Here is a 16,078-nt window from a genome sequence, read left to right as displayed (position 1 = left end):
AGTTCGTGGCGCCTGCAAAACGGGGGTGAAGTTACCCTCGAGATCGAGGCGGTCGGGCGTCAGACAGGCACACGGCCCGACCGGCGAGGGGCACCACCTTCGCCAAGCCGGCCTGGCCCGTCCGGGCTGCCGCGGTGTCAGTTACGGCCCGGGGTGGTGTGCCCTGTCGGCCGGCGGTTACGCGGCTTTTTCGACGTGGCCCTGGCGGGTGTAGAGGAAATCGATCACTGCCTTGCGGTAATGCAGGTACTGCGAACTCTCGGCGAGGGCGACCCGGTCGCGCGGGCGCGGCAGCTCGACGTGCAGCACTTCGCCGATGGTGGCCGAGGGACCGTTGGTCATCATCACGATGCGGTCGGACAGCAGCACGGCTTCATCGACATCGTGCGTGACCATGACCACGGTGCTCTGGGTGGTCGCGACGATCTGCAGCAGCTCGTCCTGCAGCTTGGCGCGGGTCAGGGCGTCGAGGGCGCCAAACGGCTCGTCCAGCAGCAGCACCTTGGGCTCCATGCACAGTGCGCGGGCAATACCGACCCGCTGCTTCATGCCGCCCGAGATTTCACCGGGGCGTTTTTGCGCTGCCGCGGTGAGACCGACCATGGCCAGCGCCGCGTCGGTGCGGGCCTTGAGTTGCGCCTTGTTCTCCTTGGCTGCAAACACCCGCTCCACCGCGAGGTAGACATTTTCAAAGCAGGTGAGCCAGGGCAGCAGCGAGTGGTTCTGGAACACCACGGCGCGCTCGGGACCCGGACCGGAGATTTCGCGGTTGGCGCAGAGCAGCGTGCCCTGCGTTGGCGTGGTCAGGCCGGCCACCAGGTTGAGCAGCGTGGACTTGCCGCAGCCCGAATGGCCGATCAGCGCGACGAATTCCCCTTTCGCGACCGTCAGGTTGATGTTCTGCAGCGCGCGGAACGGGCCTTTTTTGGTCTTGAAGGTCTGCTCGACGCCCTGGATCTCGATGTATTTGGTGGTCAATGAACTCATGATGCGTCCTTGGTTGGCAGGCCGGCGGCCTAACTTTTCACTTCTTCAAACGTGAAGGCCGTGGCGACCTTGATCAGCACAAATTCCAGTACCAGCCCGACGATGCCAATCACGAAAATCGCGATGATGATGTTCTTGACGTTGAGGTTGTTCCACTCGTCCCAGACCCAGAAGCCGATGCCGACGCCGCCGGTCAGCATTTCGGCCGCGACGATGACCAGCCAGGCGGTGCCGACGGCCAGGCGCACCCCGGTCAGCATGTAGGGCAGCACGGCGGGGAACAGGATCTTGGTGACAATCTTCCATTCGCTGAGGTTGAGCACACGCGCCACGTTCATGTAGTCCTGCGGCACGCGCTGCACGCCGACGGCGGTGTTGATGATCATGGGCCAGATCGAGCAGATGAAGATGGTCCAGATGGCGGCCGGATCGGCGCCCTTGAACACCAGCAGGCCGATCGGCAGCCAGGCCAGCGGGGACACCGGACGCAGCAGGCTGATCAAGGGGTTGAACATGCGGCTCAGGAAGTTGAAGCGGCCGATCATGAAACCCACCGGGATGCCCACGACGGCCGCCAGGCCGAAGCCCATGGCCACACGCTTGAGCGAGGACAGCACGTTCCAGCCCACGCCCTGGTCGTTCGGCCCCTTGCTGTAGAACGGGTCCTTGAAAATCTCGATGGCCTGGATGAAGGTGTCTTTCGGCGAGGGGATGCTGGCGCCGGTGCCCATGGACACCAGTTCCCAGACCAGCAGCAGCAAACCCAGGCCCAGCAGCGGCGGCAGAATGCCCAGCCAGAGCACGGAGGCGTCCCGCGGTGGTTTCGCTGGCGCGGCGGCTGGCACGGTAGTTTTCATGTTGTTTTGGGCTGTAGCGCCCGTGTTATGGGTGCCGTCAGCTATTAAATGTGTAGCTGACGGATCCCTGGGTTTGTCGCCGCTGCGGGCTGCCGGCGTGGCAGCTTCAAGCGGGCTGTGGAATACGGCACTGACCATGGCGTGACCTCCTGGCTTTGGATTCAATGGGTGCTTCAGGCGGCGCGACTAGGCGCGAATCTTGAAGCTGTCCGCGTACTTTTTCGGGTCCTTGCCGTCCCAGACCGTGCCGTCCATCAGCTTGTGGCTGCGCATCACGTCCTTGGGCACGCTGACCTTGGCGGCAGCGGCGGCGTCCTTGTAGATGTCGATCTGGTTGATCTGTTTGGCCAGGCCCAGGTAGTCGGGGTGGTCCTTGATCAGGCCCCAGCGCTTGTGCTGCGTCAGGAACCACATGCCGTCGGACAGGTAGGGGAAGTTGACCGCGCCGTCGTTGAAGAACTTCATGTAGTTCGGGTCGTCCCAGGTCTTGCCCATGCCGTTCTGGTAACGCCCCAGGATGCGCTGGTTGATCGCGTCGACGCTGGTGTTGACATAGCTTTTTTCGGCGATGGTTTCAGCCATCTTGTTCTTGTTGGACAGGCTGGCGTCTATCCATTTGCCGGCTTCGATGATGGCGGCGGTGACGGCGCGCGCCGTGTTGGGGTACTTCCTGGCGAAGTCGGCCGTCGTTCCCAGCACCTTTTCAGGGTGGTCTTTCCAGATGTCCTGGGTGGTTGTGGCGGTCACGCCGATGCCGTCGATGATGGCGCGGTGGTTCCAGGGCTCGCCCACGCAGAAACCGTCCATGTTGCCGATGCGCATGTTGGCCACCATCTGCGGTGGCGGCACGGTGATGACCTTGGCGTCCTTCATCGGGTTGATGCCGTTGGCGGCCAGCCAGTAGTACAGCCACATCGCATGGGTGCCGGTGGGAAAGGTCTGCGCGAAGGTGTATTCGCGCTTGTCGGAAGCCATCAATTTGGCCAGGCCGGCGCCGTCCACGGCGCCCTTGTCGGCGATTTTCTTGGAGAGGGTGATGGCCTGGCCGTTGTGGTTCAGGTTCATCAGCACGGCCATGTCTTTCTTGGGGCCGGCAGTTCCCATGTGCACGCCGTAAATCAGGCCATAAAGCACATGGGCAAAGTCGAGCTCGCCGTTGACCAGCTTGTCGCGCACCCCGGGCCAGCTGGCTTCCTTGCTGGGAATGATGGTGACGCCGTGTTTCTTGTCAAAACCCATGACGGAAGCCATGACCACGCTGGCGCAGTCGGTCAGCGGAATGAAGCCGATCTTGACTTCCTTCTTCTCGGGCGCATCGGAGCCGGCCGCCCAGGCGCCGGGGTTGCCGATGCCGAAGGTGGCGGCGCCGCCCAGTGCACCGGCTTTGCGGATGAAGTCGCGGCGTGTCGGCTTGCCTGGAGCGGGGGAGGTTTGCGTCATGTGGAACTCCTTGAGTGACAAAACAGAAGACTGAAAAAAAGAAGCGCAGAAGGTCAAAAAAAGCGGAAAAACAAAACGGCGCCCATTTCGTGCCTGCACAAGCAGGCTGGAAATGGACGCCGTTGTCCTGTGAAGCCATGGATGACTTTGAAACGGACCGCCGTTGGCCCATTCATGCCTTCAACTAAGCAGCAACCGTGCCAGATGATTTTGATGGGGGGAATGGGCTGGTGTTTGCCTCTGAAAAACGGCTTGACGCCGCGGCGCCGGGAGCGCAAGACACGCTCAGCCGGGTTGCGCCATGATGGTGCGGATGCCCTCAGGCGGCACAGGCCTTGTGCTGAATCAGGGCGTTCCGGTGGCCAGGTAGTCCGCCATGGCCAGCACGGCTTCGGCCACGTCGGTCAGGCGCCGGTTCTGGTTCATGGCGGTTTGCCGGAGCATCTTGTAGGCCTCTTCTTCACTGAGCTTGCGGTGCGCCATCAGGAGGCCCTTGGCACGCTCGACGACTTTTCGCTCGTTGAGCGAAGCCCGTGCGGTTTCGAGTTCGTCGCTCATGGCCTGCAGCCGGCTCGCCTGGTCCTGGACCAGCTCGAGGATGGAGCGGTCCAGGTGCGGACCGTAGGAAGTGGCCGCGGGACCGGCCTGGCCCGTCCCGACGGGCAGGTTGCCGCCCTGCGCCGTGAGCGCGGCGAGGATCATCTGGTGGTCGCGCAGTTCGGCACGGGCCTGCACGATCTTCTGTTCGCACAGCTGCAGCAGTTCGGCCGCCAGCTGGTCCTCGACGGCTTTCATGGCGTCGATGCGGTGGGTGCAGCAGTCGAACCAGGTCTGGCTCAGGTTGGGGTCGAGGGCGCCGGCCGCCACCGAGCAGGCGATGCGGCGCAGGCGTTCAAGCTCTGCCAGCGTGGCGGGGCTCTGGCTGGTTTGCCACAGTTCGCGCAGCGCCGGTGTCGAGAAGTCGCTGAACACCTGCACGCAGCGTTCCTGCGACTGGATCAGGTGCAGCCATTGCTGCTGGCGCTGGCTGTCGGTCTGGCCCGACGCGAAGGTGGCCGCGCCGAAAGCCCTTTCCTGACCGGCAAACTCCTTGCCCTGCATGAAGTTGAACATGGCCACCAGCAGCCGCGAAATCTCGGGGTTGGTGGCACTGTCGGCCGCTTCAAAGACCACGGCCAGCAGGCCGGCGATCAGCTTGACGAATGCGGTGGTGACCTCGGCCGCGGCCACGTCCTGCGCGCCGATGCGGGCCCGCAGGGCGGGCAGGGCGTCGAGCTCATGCAGGACAAAGGCAATGCGGCTGAACAGCCGCGCGCCGTTGTTCAGGTGGCCGGCATCGGTGTCCAGGTGGTCGAAGCTGGCGCGCAACTCGTCCTCGACCTGCCGGCAATCGAGCACCTGGCGCGGCAACTGCGCGGCGAACCGGGCGCCCTGCGAGCCCAGAAAAACATTGGAAATGCCGCGTTCCTTCTGCAGTGCGTGGACCAGCCGCCCGATCACGTTGACCAATGCGCTGGTGCGGGTGAGTTGCTCGAGGTCGTTGATTTCGCAGCGCCTGGCGGCAATCAGAAAGCTCAATCCGGATTTCATCGTTTCAGTCAAAGGAAGGAAGGTCAGTTATTGTCCAGCAACATTCATGCCCCGGGCCGTTTTCGACCCGGATCCGGGGCGAACGGCACACCGCGCTTTACACTGGGTGCCATGCTTGTACTGGGAATTGAATCGAGTTGTGACGAAACCGGCGTGGCGCTTGTCGACGCCGCGGGCCAGGGCGTGCCGGCATTGCTGGCGCACGCGCTGCACAGCCAGATCGACATGCACCAGGCTTACGGCGGCGTGGTGCCCGAACTGGCCAGTCGCGACCACATCCGGCGGGTGCTGCCGCTGATCAGCGAGGTGCTGGGCCAGGCGCAGCGTTCGCTGGCCGACGTGGACGTGGTGGCCTACACGCGCGGCCCGGGCCTGGCCGGCGCGCTGCTGGTGGGCGCCGGCGTGGCCTGTTCACTGGCGGCCGCGCTGGGCAAGCCGGTGATGGGCGTGCATCACCTCGAGGGGCATTTGCTCTCGCCTTTTTTGAGCGCCGACCCGCCACAGTTTTCCTTCGTGGCGCTGCTGGTGTCGGGCGGCCACACCCAGCTGATGCGGGTGGACCGGGTGGGCAGCTACGAGCTGCTGGGCGAAACCATTGACGATGCCGCCGGTGAGGCCTTTGACAAATCGGCCAAGTTGCTGGGCCTGCCTTACCCCGGCGGGCCGCACCTGGCCAGGCTGGCGCTGGGCGGCGACGCCCAGGCCTTCAAGCTGCCCCGGCCGCTGCTGCACAGCGGCGACCTCGATTTTTCATTTTCCGGCCTGAAAACCGCGGTGCTGACGCAGGCCAAAAAACTCGGCGAGCCCATGGGCGAGCAGGCCCGGGCCGACCTGGCGGCCTCGACGCAGGCGGCCATTGTGGAAGTGCTGGTCAAAAAATCGCTGAAAGCGCTGGAGCAGACCGGCTTGACCCGGCTGGTGGTGGCCGGTGGCGTGGGGGCCAATGCCTTGCTGCGTGAACAGCTCAACGCGGCCTGCAGCAAAAAGGGGATTCGGGTGCATTACCCGGAAATGCATTTGTGCACCGACAACGGTGCCATGATCGCGCTGGCGGCCGGCATGCGGCTGCAGGCTGGCCTGGAAAACCTGCAGCGCGGCTACACCTTTGACGTGAAGCCGCGCTGGGGGCTGGCGGAAATCACCGCCTGACATGGTTTGGCGGCGGCGCAGAGAACTACACACAGTGAGCGACCGTGGCGGCCAGGTTTTTCCGCCGGGCCGCCCCAAGGAAAAACGCGCCCCCTCGGGGGGCAGAGAGCTACACGCAGTGAGCGAAAGTGGGGGCCAGTTCTACTGGATCGTCAGCTGGGCCACATTGCTGACCGGGACTTTTTTGCCCAGCGTCAAGGTCAACACGCCGTTTTCCAGTTTCGCGGTGCTGGCCGCCGCGTCGATTTCGACCGGAAAGCGGTAAGCCGCCTTGACCTTGCGTGCGGCATCGGCCTTGCTGGCAATACGCACCACATCACCTTCGATGCCGATGTCCAGCTGGTCCCTGGCCAAGCCCGGAACGTCCAGTTGCAGTGAATAGGCCTTGTCACCGTCTTCCACCGACGCCGATTGGGCGGGGCGGCTGTCGGACAGGGCGCCCAAGGTGTCGCTCAGGAATTTGTCGAGGGCGCCGTTGCTGACCAGCGAGGAGGCGGGACGCTGAAGGCTGCGTGCAGGACGGCCGGCAAGTGAATAAAACATGAGGACTCCAGTTGGGTTGGGCGGGAAATTTTTCCCCTTACACTTCGCGGCTCCCAATCGTGATCGCCGCACACACAGCAGGTAAGCGTGCCAAGGCGTATTTCAAGGAAATTCCAGAATGTATTTTTTCAGTCATCAACTCTTGAAACGTGCCGCACTGGCCCTAGGCGCGAGCGCCTGTCTGTGGTCGGCCAGTGCCTTTGCACAGCAGCCCGCGGCGGCGCCCGCCCCGGTCCGCGTGGCGCTGATCGAGAGCCTGTCCGGGCCGTTTGCCAATACCGGCGAAGCCGTGTTCCGCAACCTGGTGTGGGCGGCGGAGCGCGTCAATGCACGCGGCGGCCTCAAGCTGCCGGGCGGCAATCGCCCGCTGGTGTTCGAGCGCTACGACAGCAAGGGCCAGAACGAGGAGGCCCTGTCGGCCCTGCGCTCCGCCCTGGATGACGGGATCACGCTGGTGACCCAGGGCAATTCGTCGTCGACGGCCGCGGTGCTGATTGATGCGATCAACAAACACAATGAGCGTCAGCCGACCCAGCGCGCGCTGTACCTGAATTATTCCGCGGTGGATCCGGTGCTGACCAATGAAAAATGCAGCTACTGGCACTTCCGCTTCGATGCCCACGCCGACATGCGCATGGCCGCGCTGATGGATGTGCTCAAGGAAGACAAGGCGGTCAAGAGCATCTACCTGATCGGGCAGGACTACAGCTTTGGCCAGGCCGTGCTGCGCGAAGCCCGCCGGCAGCTGGGAGCCCAGCGCCCCGATGTGCAGATCGTCGGCGACGAGTTGCACCCGATGGGCCGCGTCAAGGACTTTCTGCCCTATGCCGCCAAGATCAAGGCCAGCGGCGCGCAGGCCGTGCTCACCGGAAATTGGGGGAACGATCTGACCTTGCTGGTCAAGGCCGCGCGGGATGTGGGTTTTGAAGGCAGCTTCTACACGTTTTACGGCAATGCACTGGGCGTGCCCGCCGCGCTGGGGGATGCCGGCGTCGGCAAGGTCATCGCTGTGGCCGACTGGTTTCCCAATGAACCGGGTGTCCAGTCCGAAGCGTTTTACCAGTCCTTCCGCCAGCGTTTTCCGAAACCCCAGGACGACTATGTGCACATGCGCATGCAACTGATGGTTGAAGCCCTGGCACAGAGCATCGAAAAAGCCCGCACGGTGGAGTCCGGCGCCGTCGCCGCGCAGCTGGAAAAGGCGACGGTGCTGTTGGCCGGCCACAAGGGTGTGATGCGCGGCGCCGACCACCAGTTCCAGCAGCCGCTGCTGGTGGCGGTGATGGACAAGCAGGGGGCACCCGGCGTCAGGTTCGATGTGGAGGGCTCGGGTTATGGTTTTCGCGTGATCAAGACCATTGATGCCGCGCGCTCCAGCCAGCCGCACAACTGCAAGATGCAGCGGCCCTGAGCCGCACGCCAACGCACCCTCCGCTGAAAGACCCGCATGAGACAAGCCGTTTTAGACCTCGAAGAATCGATGATCCGCCAGGTGGCCAATGCCGGCATGGGGCGCAGCGATGTGCTCAAGTTCTGGTTTGGTGAAAGTGACGAGGTCACGCCCGCCTTCATCCGCGATGCCGCCATCGCCTCGCTGCAGCAGGGCGAGACTTTCTACGCGCACAACCTGGGCCTGCCGGAGCTGCGCGAAGCGATTGCGCGTTACGCCACGGGCTTGCGCTGCGCCGGCGCGGCGGCGATTGAGGCGGACCGTATTGCTGTTACCTCCGGCGGCGTGAACGCCCTGATGCTGGCGATGCAGGCGCTGGTGGATGCCGGCGATGAGGTGGTGGCGGTGACGCCGGTCTGGCCCAACCTGACCGCGCAGCCGCTGATCATGGGCGCGAAGCTGCGCTGCGTGAGCCTGCGGCCGGTGGCCGGCCAGTGGCAACTCGACATGGACGAGTTGCTGGCGGCCATCACGCCCCGGACCCGGCTGTTGATCGTCAACGCACCGAACAACCCGACCGGCTGGACCCTGAGCCGCGCCGAGCAGGAAACCCTGCTCGCGCACTGCCGCCGCACCGGCACCTGGATTCTGGCCGACGAGGTGTACGAGCGGCTTTATTTCGAGCCCACGGAAAATGGCTGCGCGCCGAGCTTCCTCGATATCGCGGCCCCGGACGACCGGCTGGTGGTCGTGCACAGCTTTTCCAAGAGCTTTTTGATGACCGGCTGGCGCCTGGGCTGGCTGGTGATGCCGCCTGGCATGACGCCGCACATGGGCAAGCTGGTGGAGTTCAACACCTCGTGCGCCCCGGTGTTCGTCCAGCGGGCCGCCGTGGTGGCGCTGGCAAGAACCGACGACGTGACGCCGCAGCTGGTGGCGCACCTGAAAACCTGCCGCGACACGCTGGTGCCGCTGCTGCAGGCGTTGCCGGGCGTGGAAGTGGCCCCGGCCCGGGGCGGCATGTATGCCTTTTTCAGGCTGTCGGACCAGGCGCGCTTCGGCGATTCGCTGGCCACTGCCAAACGCCTGGTGCTGGAGGCCGGCCTCGGGCTGGCCCCCGGCAATGCCTTCATGGTCAACCCGGCGCCCGAGGCCCAGGGCTGGCTGCGCTGGTGTTTTGCGAGCCGGGACGTCGCCAGGCTGGGGCAGGGCGTGGAGCGCCTGGCCCGCTGGCTGCCGGGCGCCTGAGCCGGCCCGGCGACTGGGCTATAATCCAAGGCTCTGCGCAAAAGCGTGCTTTTTCATTCTGATGAAGCGGTGCGTTGCAGAACACGGCGGCCACGGTCAACTCCCACGTCGGGAACACTGTACCGCTCGCAAGTAATTTCCAAGGAAAACCCATGATCGCGAAATCCATCAAGGCCGACATCGTTCAGGCCAACGCACGCGCCGCTGGCGACACCGGCAGCCCGGAAGTTCAAGTGGCCCTGCTGACCGGCCGCATCAATGAACTGATGCCCCATTTCAAGACCCACGCCAAGGATCACCACGGTCGCCGTGGCCTGTTGCGCATGGTGAGCCGCCGCCGCAAGCTGCTGGATTACCTGAAGTCCAAGGACGCAGCCCGTTATGTTGCGTTGATCGCCAAGCTTGGCCTGCGCAAATAAGCGCTAAAACGACTGCAAAGCGCCTGAGTTAGTTCACTAGCTCAGGCGTTTTTTACTTCAAAATGTACAAAATTCCAGGAATGCCGCAGGCATAACTGGCTTACTTCGGAGCAAGGCAAAAAGAGCACGCGCTGTGTCATTCCACAAGAAAAATCCTGGGCACAGGTGTTTTGTGGAATGGCATCGTGTTCGATTTGTCCCCGCTCCGGGCTTCAGGTGCAGCCTCATGCACCCAGTCAAGTGGAGAAAAAAACATGAGCATTTTCAACAAAGTCAGCAAGACTTTCCAATGGGGTCAGCACAAGGTCACGATGGAAACCGGCGAAGTCGCACGCCAGTCCGGCGGCGCCGTGTTGCTGGATATGGATGGCACCGTGGTGCTGGCCACCGTGGTTGCCAAAACCGAGGCCAAGCCCGGCCAGGACTTCTTTCCCCTGACGGTCGACTACCTGGAAAAAACCTACGCCGCCGGCCGCATTCCCGGCAGCTTCTTCAAGCGCGAAGGCCGTCCCAGCGAGTTTGAAACGCTGACCTCGCGCCTGATCGACCGCCCGATCCGCCCGCTGTTCCCCGAAGGCTTCTTCAACGAAGTGCAGGTCGTGATCCATGTGCTGTCGCTCAATCCTGAAATCGAAGGCGACATTCCCGCGCTGATCGCATCGAGCGCCGCGCTGGCCATTTCCGGCATTCCTTTCAATGGCCCGATAGGCGCGGCCCGCGTGGCCTACGTCGACGGCCAGTACGTGCTGAACCCCGGCAAGACCCAGCTGAAAGATTCGAAAATGGATCTGGTTGTGGCCGGCACCGAAGCCGCCGTGCTGATGGTCGAGTCCGAAGCCCAGCAGCTGTCCGAAGAAATCATGCTCGGCGCCATCGTGTTTGGCCATGAGCAGGGCAACATCGCGATCAACGCCATCCACGAACTCGTTCGTGATGCCGGCAAGCCGGTCTGGGACTGGCGTGCGCCTGCCAAGGACGAGGTGCTGATCGCCAAGGTGGTCGCGCTGGCCGAAGAAAAGCTCGTCAAGGCTTACCAGATCCGCAACAAGCAGGCCCGCACCCACGCCACGCGCGAAGTGACGACCTGGACCAAGATGGGCCTGAAGGCCGAAGGCGTCGAATTCGACGGTGTTGCCGTCGAAGGCATGCTGTTCGACATCGAAGCCAAGATCGTGCGCAGCCAGATCCTGGCCGGCGACCCGCGTATCGACGGCCGCGACACGCGCACCGTGCGCCCCATCGAAATCCGCAACAGCGTGCTGCCCCGTACCCACGGTTCGGCCCTGTTCACGCGCGGCGAGACCCAGGCGCTGGTGATCACCACGCTGGGCACCGAGCGCGACGCACAGCGCATCGACGCCTTGTCGGGCGACTACGAAGACCGCTTCATGCTGCACTACAACATGCCTCCGTTCGCCACCGGCGAAACCGGCCGTGTGGGCAGCCCGAAACGCCGCGAAATCGGCCACGGCCGCCTCGCCAAGCGCGCGCTGATCGCCGTGCTGCCGACCAAGGAAGAGTTCCCGTACACCATGCGTGTCGTCAGCGAGATCACCGAGTCCAACGGCTCCTCGTCGATGGCCTCCGTCTGCGGCGGCTGCCTGTCGCTGATGGACGCCGGCGTGCCGATGAAGGCCCACGTGGCCGGCATCGCCATGGGCCTGATCAAGGAAGACAACCGCTTTGCCGTGCTGACCGACATCCTGGGTGACGAAGATCACCTGGGCGACATGGACTTCAAGGTGGCCGGTACCACCGCCGGCATCACCGCGCTGCAGATGGATATCAAGATCCAGGGCATCACGAAAGAAATCATGCAGGTCGCGCTGGCCCAGGCCAAGGAAGCCCGCATGCACATCCTCGGCAAGATGCAGGAAGCCATGGGCGAAGCCAAGGCCGAGGTCTCTGACTTCGCACCGCGCCTGTATGTCATGAAGATCAACCCCGAGAAAATCCGTGACGTGATCGGAAAGGGCGGCGCCGTCATTCGTGCGCTGACCGAAGAAACCGGCACGCAGATCAACATCGAGGAAGACGGCACCATCACGATCGCGTCGAACGACAGCGCCAAGGCCGACGAAGCCAAACGCCGCATCGCCGAGATCACCGCCGAAGTTGAAATCGGCAAGGTCTACGAAGGCGCGATCACCAAGATCCTGGACTTCGGCGCCCTCGTCAACCTGCTGCCCGGCAAGGACGGCCTGCTGCACATCAGCCAGATCGCCCACGAACGTGTCGAGCGCGTCACCGACTACCTGAGCGAAGGCCAGATCGTCAAGGTCAAGGTCCTGGAGACCGACGAAAAAGGCCGCGTCAAGCTGTCCATGAAGGCGCTGCTCGACCGTCCGGCCCAAGGCCAGGACCAGGGCTGATCTGCTATTTTATTTGTAGCTGCTCGCGCCCGCCAGTCGGGGGCTGCGGCCACAAATGACTGGAAAATTCAATGAAAGCCGTTGAAATCACCTCCTATGGTCCGCCCGACGTCCTGCGTCTGGGCGAGCGGCCGGCGCCGGTTGCCGGCGAAGGCGAGTTGCTGATCCGCGTCAGTGCCAGCGGGGTGAACCGCCCCGATGTCCTGCAGCGCACCGGCAACTACCCGGTGCCGCCCGGGGCGTCGGATATTCCCGGGCTGGAAGTGGCTGGCGTGGTGGTTGGCGGCGACGCCGCGGCCATGGCGCAAGCCGGCCTGAACGTGGGCGACCGTGTCTGCGCGCTGGTGGCGGGCGGCGGTTACGCCGAACTGTGTGTGGCGCCAGTGGGCCAGTGCCTGCCGGTGCCGGCGGGCCTCAGCGATATCGAGGCAGCCTCGCTGCCCGAAACATTTTTTACCGTCTGGAGCAATGTCTTTGACCGGGTGCGCCTGCAAAAGGGCGAAACCCTGTTGATCCAGGGCGGCTCCAGCGGCATCGGCGTGACGGCCATCCAGATGGCCAAGGCGCTGGGCGCCACGGTGCTGGTCACGGCCGGCAGCGACGACAAGTGCGCCGCCTGCCTGGCCTTGGGCGCCGACCACGCGATCAACTACAAGACCAGCGACTTTGCCGAAGAGGTCAAGAAGCGCACGGCAGGCCAGGGCGTCAATGTCATTCTCGACATGGTCGCCGGCAGCTACGTGGCGCGTGAAGTCGAGTGCCTTGCCGAAGACGGCCGCCTGGTGATCATTGCCGTGCAGGGCGGCATCAAGGCCGAGTTCAATGCCGGCCTGGTGCTGCGCAAGCGCCTGACCGTCACCGGTTCGACCCTGCGGCCGCGTTCGATCGAGTTCAAGGCCGCGATCGCCGCAGCGCTGCGGGACAAGGTCTGGCCGCTGCTGGCCAGCGGCGCGATCAAACCCGTGATTCACAGCACGTTTGCGGCGGCCGACGCGGCCAAAGCCCATGCGCTGATGGAGTCGAACCAGCACATCGGAAAAATTGTTTTGACCTGGCAGGCACCGGCAACATGAAAAAACTGATTGCGGGAAACTGGAAAATGAACGGCAGCCTGGCTGCCAATGAAGCCTTGCTGCAGGCCCTGGCGGCCGGTTTGCCGGCGCGGCCGGGCTGTGCGGTGGCTGTGTGTGTTCCGGCGCCGTATCTGGCACAGTTCCAGGCGCTGGCCCAGGCCTTGCCGGCGCTGGCTGCCGTTGACCTGGGTGCGCAGGACGTCTCGGCCAAGGCTTCCGGGGCCTACACCGGTGAAGTCAGCGCGTCCATGCTGAAGGACTTCGGCTGCCGTTACGCCATCGTCGGCCACTCGGAGCGCCGCCAGTACCACTTCGAGACCGATGCGCTGGTCGCCGAGAAGGCGCAGCAGGCGCTGGCACTGGGCATCACGCCGATTGTCTGTGTCGGCGAGACGCTGGCAGAACGCGAAGCAGGGCAGACGGAAAGTGTTGTCAAACGCCAGCTGGCGGCCGTGATCCATGCCAATGGCCACTGCATCAGCGAAATCGTCGTGGCCTATGAACCGGTCTGGGCGATCGGCACCGGCAGGACCGCGACACCCGAGCAGGCGCAAGCCGTGCACGCGGTGCTCAGGGCCCAGCTCAAGGCGGCGACGGACCAGTCCGCGCGCGTGAAAATTCTGTATGGCGGAAGCATGAATGCGGCCAATGCCGCAACGCTGCTGAGCCAGCCCGACATCGACGGCGGCCTGATCGGCGGCGCGTCGCTCAAAGCCCCCGATTTTTTGACGATTATTGCTGCAGCCGCCGTCTGACGGGCGGAGCACGCTATTCAATTAGGAGTAAACATGAACGTTTTGTTAACCATTGTTCTGGCGGTCCAGATGATCACCGCGCTGGGCATGATCGGCCTGATCCTTGTGCAGCACGGCAAGGGCGCCGACATGGGGGCGGCTTTTGGCAGCGGCGGTTCCGGCAGCCTGTTTGGCGCCAGCGGCAGTGCCAACTTCCTGTCGCGCACGACGGCTGTCCTGGCGGCCGTGTTTTTTGTCTGTACCCTGGCGCTGGCCTACTTCGGCAACGCGCGTCCACAGACCGGCACCAGCGTGCTGGAAGGTGCGGCCACCATGGCGCCAGCGCCGGTCGCTCCCGGTGCCGGCCAGATCCCCGGCACGGCCACCCCCGCACCCACAGCCGGTGCGGTTGCCGTGCCGCCTGCGCCGGCAGCTTCTGGTGCAGGCCAGATCCCGACGAAATAGCGCCACAAAGGTGCCGTTCTGCTCAGGGAACGGTGCAAATTCAGGGTAAACTCTGAGACTGCCCGGAAAGCCAAAAGCCGCAAGGTTCCTCATGCAATCCGGACAGCTAAAAACCGCGGACGTGGTGAAATTGGTAGACACGCTATCTTGAGGGGGTAGTGGCGAAAGCTGTGCGAGTTCGAGTCTCGCCGTCCGCACCACCTACAGGCACTGGCCAGCACTGCGCAGGCAGGGCCCAGGCCTTGAACAGCAAACTGGCATCCAGCACAAGCGGCTTGCAGAAGTTGAATCGACGATGAACCTCGACCAATACCTCCCCGTCCTGTTGTTTATCCTGGTGGGCGTGGCTGTCGGCGTGGTGCCCCAGCTGCTGGGTCGTCTGCTCGGTCCGAACAAGCCGGACAGCGAAAAAAATTCCCCCTATGAGTGCGGCTTCGAGGCGTTTGAAGATGCCCGCATGAAGTTCGATGTGCGTTATTACCTCGTCGCCATCCTGTTCATTCTTTTCGACCTAGAAATCGCTTTCCTGTTTCCGTGGGCCGTGGCGCTCAAGGAAATCGGTCCGGTGGGCTTCTGGTCCATGATGATTTTCCTCGGCATTCTGGTCGTCGGCTTTGCTTACGAGTGGAAAAAAGGCGCCCTGGACTGGGAATAGCTCACCAAGACTCAGCGGTTGCACGCGCAGCCGCCACAAAGGGACGGGTATGTCACTAGAAGGTGTTTTCAACGAAGGCTTCATGACCACGAGTTACGACTCGGTGGTCAACTGGGCCAAGACCGGGTCGCTCTGGCCCATGACCTTCGGCCTGGCCTGCTGCGCCGTCGAGATGATGCACGCCGGCGCCGCGCGTTACGACATCGACCGCTTCGGCATGTTGTTCCGGCCCAGCCCGCGCCAGTCCGACCTGATGATCGTCGCCGGCACGCTGTGCAACAAGATGGGTCCGGCCTTGCGCAAGGTGTATGACCAGATGTCCGAGCCGCGCTGGGTGCTGTCCATGGGGTCCTGCGCCAACGGTGGCGGTTATTACCACTACAGTTATTCGGTCGTTCGCGGCTGCGACCGCATCGTGCCGGTCGATGTGTACGTGCCGGGTTGTCCGCCGACGGCCGAAGCACTGCTGTACGGCATCATCCAGCTGCAGCAGAAAATCCGCCGCACCAACACCATTGCGAGGGCTTGATGGGTCCTCTGCATCCTGCTACTGCTGAACAACTCGCAACGACTGTTGCTGCCGCCCTCGGTGAAAAAGCCAGACGCGTGAGCGTTGCGTTTGGTGAGCTGACGGTCGTCGTGGCTGCGCCCGATTACCTCGCCGCTGCGCTGATCCTGCGCGACACCCCGGGCTGCCAGTTCGAGCAACTGATCGACCTGTGCGGCATCGACTACTCCGAATACGCCGACGGCCGTTACGACGGCCGTCGTTTTTGTGTGGCCTCCCACCTGCTGTCGGTCAGCCTGAATCAGCGTGTGCGGCTCAAGGTCTTCTGCGGCGACGACGATTTCCCGGTCGTGGCCTCTATCACCGAGGTGTGGAATTCGGCCAACTGGTTCGAGCGCGAGGCGTTCGACCTGTTCGGCATCATCTTTGAAGGCCACAACGACCTGCGCCGCATCCTGACCGACTACGGCTTCATCGGCCATCCTTTCCGCAAGGACTTCCCGACCACGGGTCATGTCGAGATGCGTTACGACCCCGAGCAGAAACGCGTGATCTACCAGCCGGTGACGATCGAGCCGCGAGAAACCACCCCGCGCGTGATCCGTGAAGACAACTACGGCGGACTGCAGTAAGCAGCGAGGCAAGAGA

At 63.6% G+C, this 16,078-nt stretch carries 17 protein-coding genes and 1 tRNA gene; 13 read left to right on the top strand and 5 right to left on the bottom strand.

Annotated features, from left to right (window positions below; translation table 11 throughout):
- Positions 1 to 177: 177 nt before the first annotated feature.
- Genes B7G53_RS07665 through B7G53_RS07655 form a run of 3 tightly spaced genes read right to left on the bottom strand, consistent with a single transcriptional unit; the run spans position 178 to position 3,284 of the window.
- On the bottom strand, positions 178 to 987 hold the full coding sequence (locus B7G53_RS07665; protein ID WP_096665985.1) for an ABC transporter ATP-binding protein: 810 nt from the start codon (positions 985 to 987) through the stop codon (positions 178 to 180).
- 29 nt (positions 988 to 1,016) lie between these two features.
- Positions 1,017 to 1,982, bottom strand: coding sequence for a nitrate ABC transporter permease (gene ntrB / locus B7G53_RS07660; protein ID WP_096665982.1), 966 nt, complete (start codon positions 1,980 to 1,982; stop codon positions 1,017 to 1,019).
- Positions 1,983 to 2,030: 48 nt separating this feature from the next.
- Positions 2,031 to 3,284, bottom strand: coding sequence for an ABC transporter substrate-binding protein (locus B7G53_RS07655; protein ID WP_096665980.1), 1,254 nt, complete (start codon positions 3,282 to 3,284; stop codon positions 2,031 to 2,033).
- Between the two features lie 14 nt (positions 3,285 to 3,298).
- Here B7G53_RS07655 and B7G53_RS22830 point away from each other — a divergent pair, with 14 nt between their 5' ends.
- A complete protein-coding gene (locus B7G53_RS22830) occupies positions 3,299 to 3,472 on the top strand; it encodes a hypothetical protein (RefSeq protein ID WP_176491311.1) in 174 nt (57 codons plus the stop codon).
- Between the two features lie 157 nt (positions 3,473 to 3,629).
- On the opposite strand, the gene B7G53_RS07650 is transcribed toward B7G53_RS22830, so the two are convergent.
- Entirely contained in the window at positions 3,630 to 4,874 is a 1,245-nt protein-coding gene (locus B7G53_RS07650; protein WP_096665977.1) for a nitrate regulatory protein, read from the bottom strand.
- Positions 4,875 to 4,985: 111 nt separating this feature from the next.
- On the opposite strand from B7G53_RS07650, the gene tsaD reads away from it, so the two are divergent.
- Positions 4,986 to 6,023: a tRNA (adenosine(37)-N6)-threonylcarbamoyltransferase complex transferase subunit TsaD gene (gene tsaD / locus B7G53_RS07645; protein ID WP_096665974.1), complete on the top strand. Its 1,038-nt coding sequence runs from the start codon at positions 4,986 to 4,988 to the stop codon at positions 6,021 to 6,023.
- 141 nt (positions 6,024 to 6,164) lie between these two features.
- On the opposite strand, the gene B7G53_RS07640 is transcribed toward tsaD, so the two are convergent.
- The gene (locus tag B7G53_RS07640) at positions 6,165 to 6,566 is read right to left on the bottom strand and encodes an Hsp20/alpha crystallin family protein (protein ID WP_096665972.1); all 402 of its coding nucleotides are present in this window, start codon (positions 6,564 to 6,566) and stop codon (positions 6,165 to 6,167) included.
- Positions 6,567 to 6,684: 118 nt separating this feature from the next.
- On the opposite strand from B7G53_RS07640, the gene B7G53_RS07635 reads away from it, so the two are divergent.
- The 11 genes from B7G53_RS07635 (at position 6,685) to B7G53_RS07585 (ending at position 16,062) form a co-directional block, all read left to right on the top strand.
- Entirely contained in the window at positions 6,685 to 7,977 is a 1,293-nt protein-coding gene (locus B7G53_RS07635) for a branched-chain amino acid ABC transporter substrate-binding protein (RefSeq protein WP_096665969.1), read from the top strand.
- A gap of 36 nt (positions 7,978 to 8,013) precedes the next feature.
- Positions 8,014 to 9,204, top strand: coding sequence for a pyridoxal phosphate-dependent aminotransferase (locus B7G53_RS07630; RefSeq protein WP_096665966.1), 1,191 nt, complete (start codon positions 8,014 to 8,016; stop codon positions 9,202 to 9,204).
- Positions 9,205 to 9,356: 152 nt separating this feature from the next.
- Positions 9,357 to 9,623, top strand: a complete 267-nt coding sequence (gene rpsO / locus B7G53_RS07625) for a 30S ribosomal protein S15 (protein ID WP_096665963.1) — start codon at positions 9,357 to 9,359, stop codon at positions 9,621 to 9,623.
- Between the two features lie 254 nt (positions 9,624 to 9,877).
- Complete coding sequence (pnp, locus tag B7G53_RS07620) at positions 9,878 to 11,995, top strand: polyribonucleotide nucleotidyltransferase (RefSeq protein WP_096665958.1); 2,118 nt, start codon at positions 9,878 to 9,880, stop codon at positions 11,993 to 11,995.
- A 71-nt stretch (positions 11,996 to 12,066) separates the two neighbouring features.
- On the top strand, positions 12,067 to 13,068 hold the full coding sequence (locus tag B7G53_RS07615; RefSeq protein ID WP_096665955.1) for an NAD(P)H-quinone oxidoreductase: 1,002 nt from the start codon (positions 12,067 to 12,069) through the stop codon (positions 13,066 to 13,068).
- A complete protein-coding gene (gene tpiA, locus B7G53_RS07610; RefSeq protein WP_096665952.1) occupies positions 13,065 to 13,823 on the top strand; it encodes a triose-phosphate isomerase in 759 nt (252 codons plus the stop codon). Before B7G53_RS07615 ends, tpiA begins: the two co-directional genes overlap by 4 nt.
- Before the next feature lie 33 nt (positions 13,824 to 13,856).
- On the top strand, positions 13,857 to 14,267 hold the full coding sequence (gene secG, locus B7G53_RS07605; protein WP_096665949.1) for a preprotein translocase subunit SecG: 411 nt from the start codon (positions 13,857 to 13,859) through the stop codon (positions 14,265 to 14,267).
- 115 nt (positions 14,268 to 14,382) lie between these two features.
- A tRNA-Leu gene (locus B7G53_RS07600) sits at positions 14,383 to 14,467 on the top strand.
- A 95-nt stretch (positions 14,468 to 14,562) separates the two neighbouring features.
- Positions 14,563 to 14,922 (top strand): NADH-quinone oxidoreductase subunit A, encoded by a 360-nt coding sequence (locus B7G53_RS07595; RefSeq protein ID WP_096665946.1) that lies wholly within the window; start codon positions 14,563 to 14,565, stop codon positions 14,920 to 14,922.
- 49 nt (positions 14,923 to 14,971) lie between these two features.
- A complete protein-coding gene (locus B7G53_RS07590; RefSeq protein ID WP_096665943.1) occupies positions 14,972 to 15,451 on the top strand; it encodes a NuoB/complex I 20 kDa subunit family protein in 480 nt (159 codons plus the stop codon).
- Positions 15,451 to 16,062, top strand: a complete 612-nt coding sequence (locus B7G53_RS07585; RefSeq protein WP_096665940.1) for an NADH-quinone oxidoreductase subunit C — start codon at positions 15,451 to 15,453, stop codon at positions 16,060 to 16,062. The genes B7G53_RS07590 and B7G53_RS07585 overlap by 1 nt, the downstream gene beginning before the upstream one ends.
- The last annotated feature ends 16 nt before the right edge of the window (positions 16,063 to 16,078 follow it).

The organism is Polaromonas sp. AET17H-212 (genome assembly GCF_002379085.1).
In the GTDB taxonomy this organism is placed as follows: domain Bacteria; phylum Pseudomonadota; class Gammaproteobacteria; order Burkholderiales; family Burkholderiaceae_C; genus Polaromonas.
Note: the sequence above shows the minus strand (reverse complement) of the source record. Positions and strands in the feature narration are given on the sequence as shown.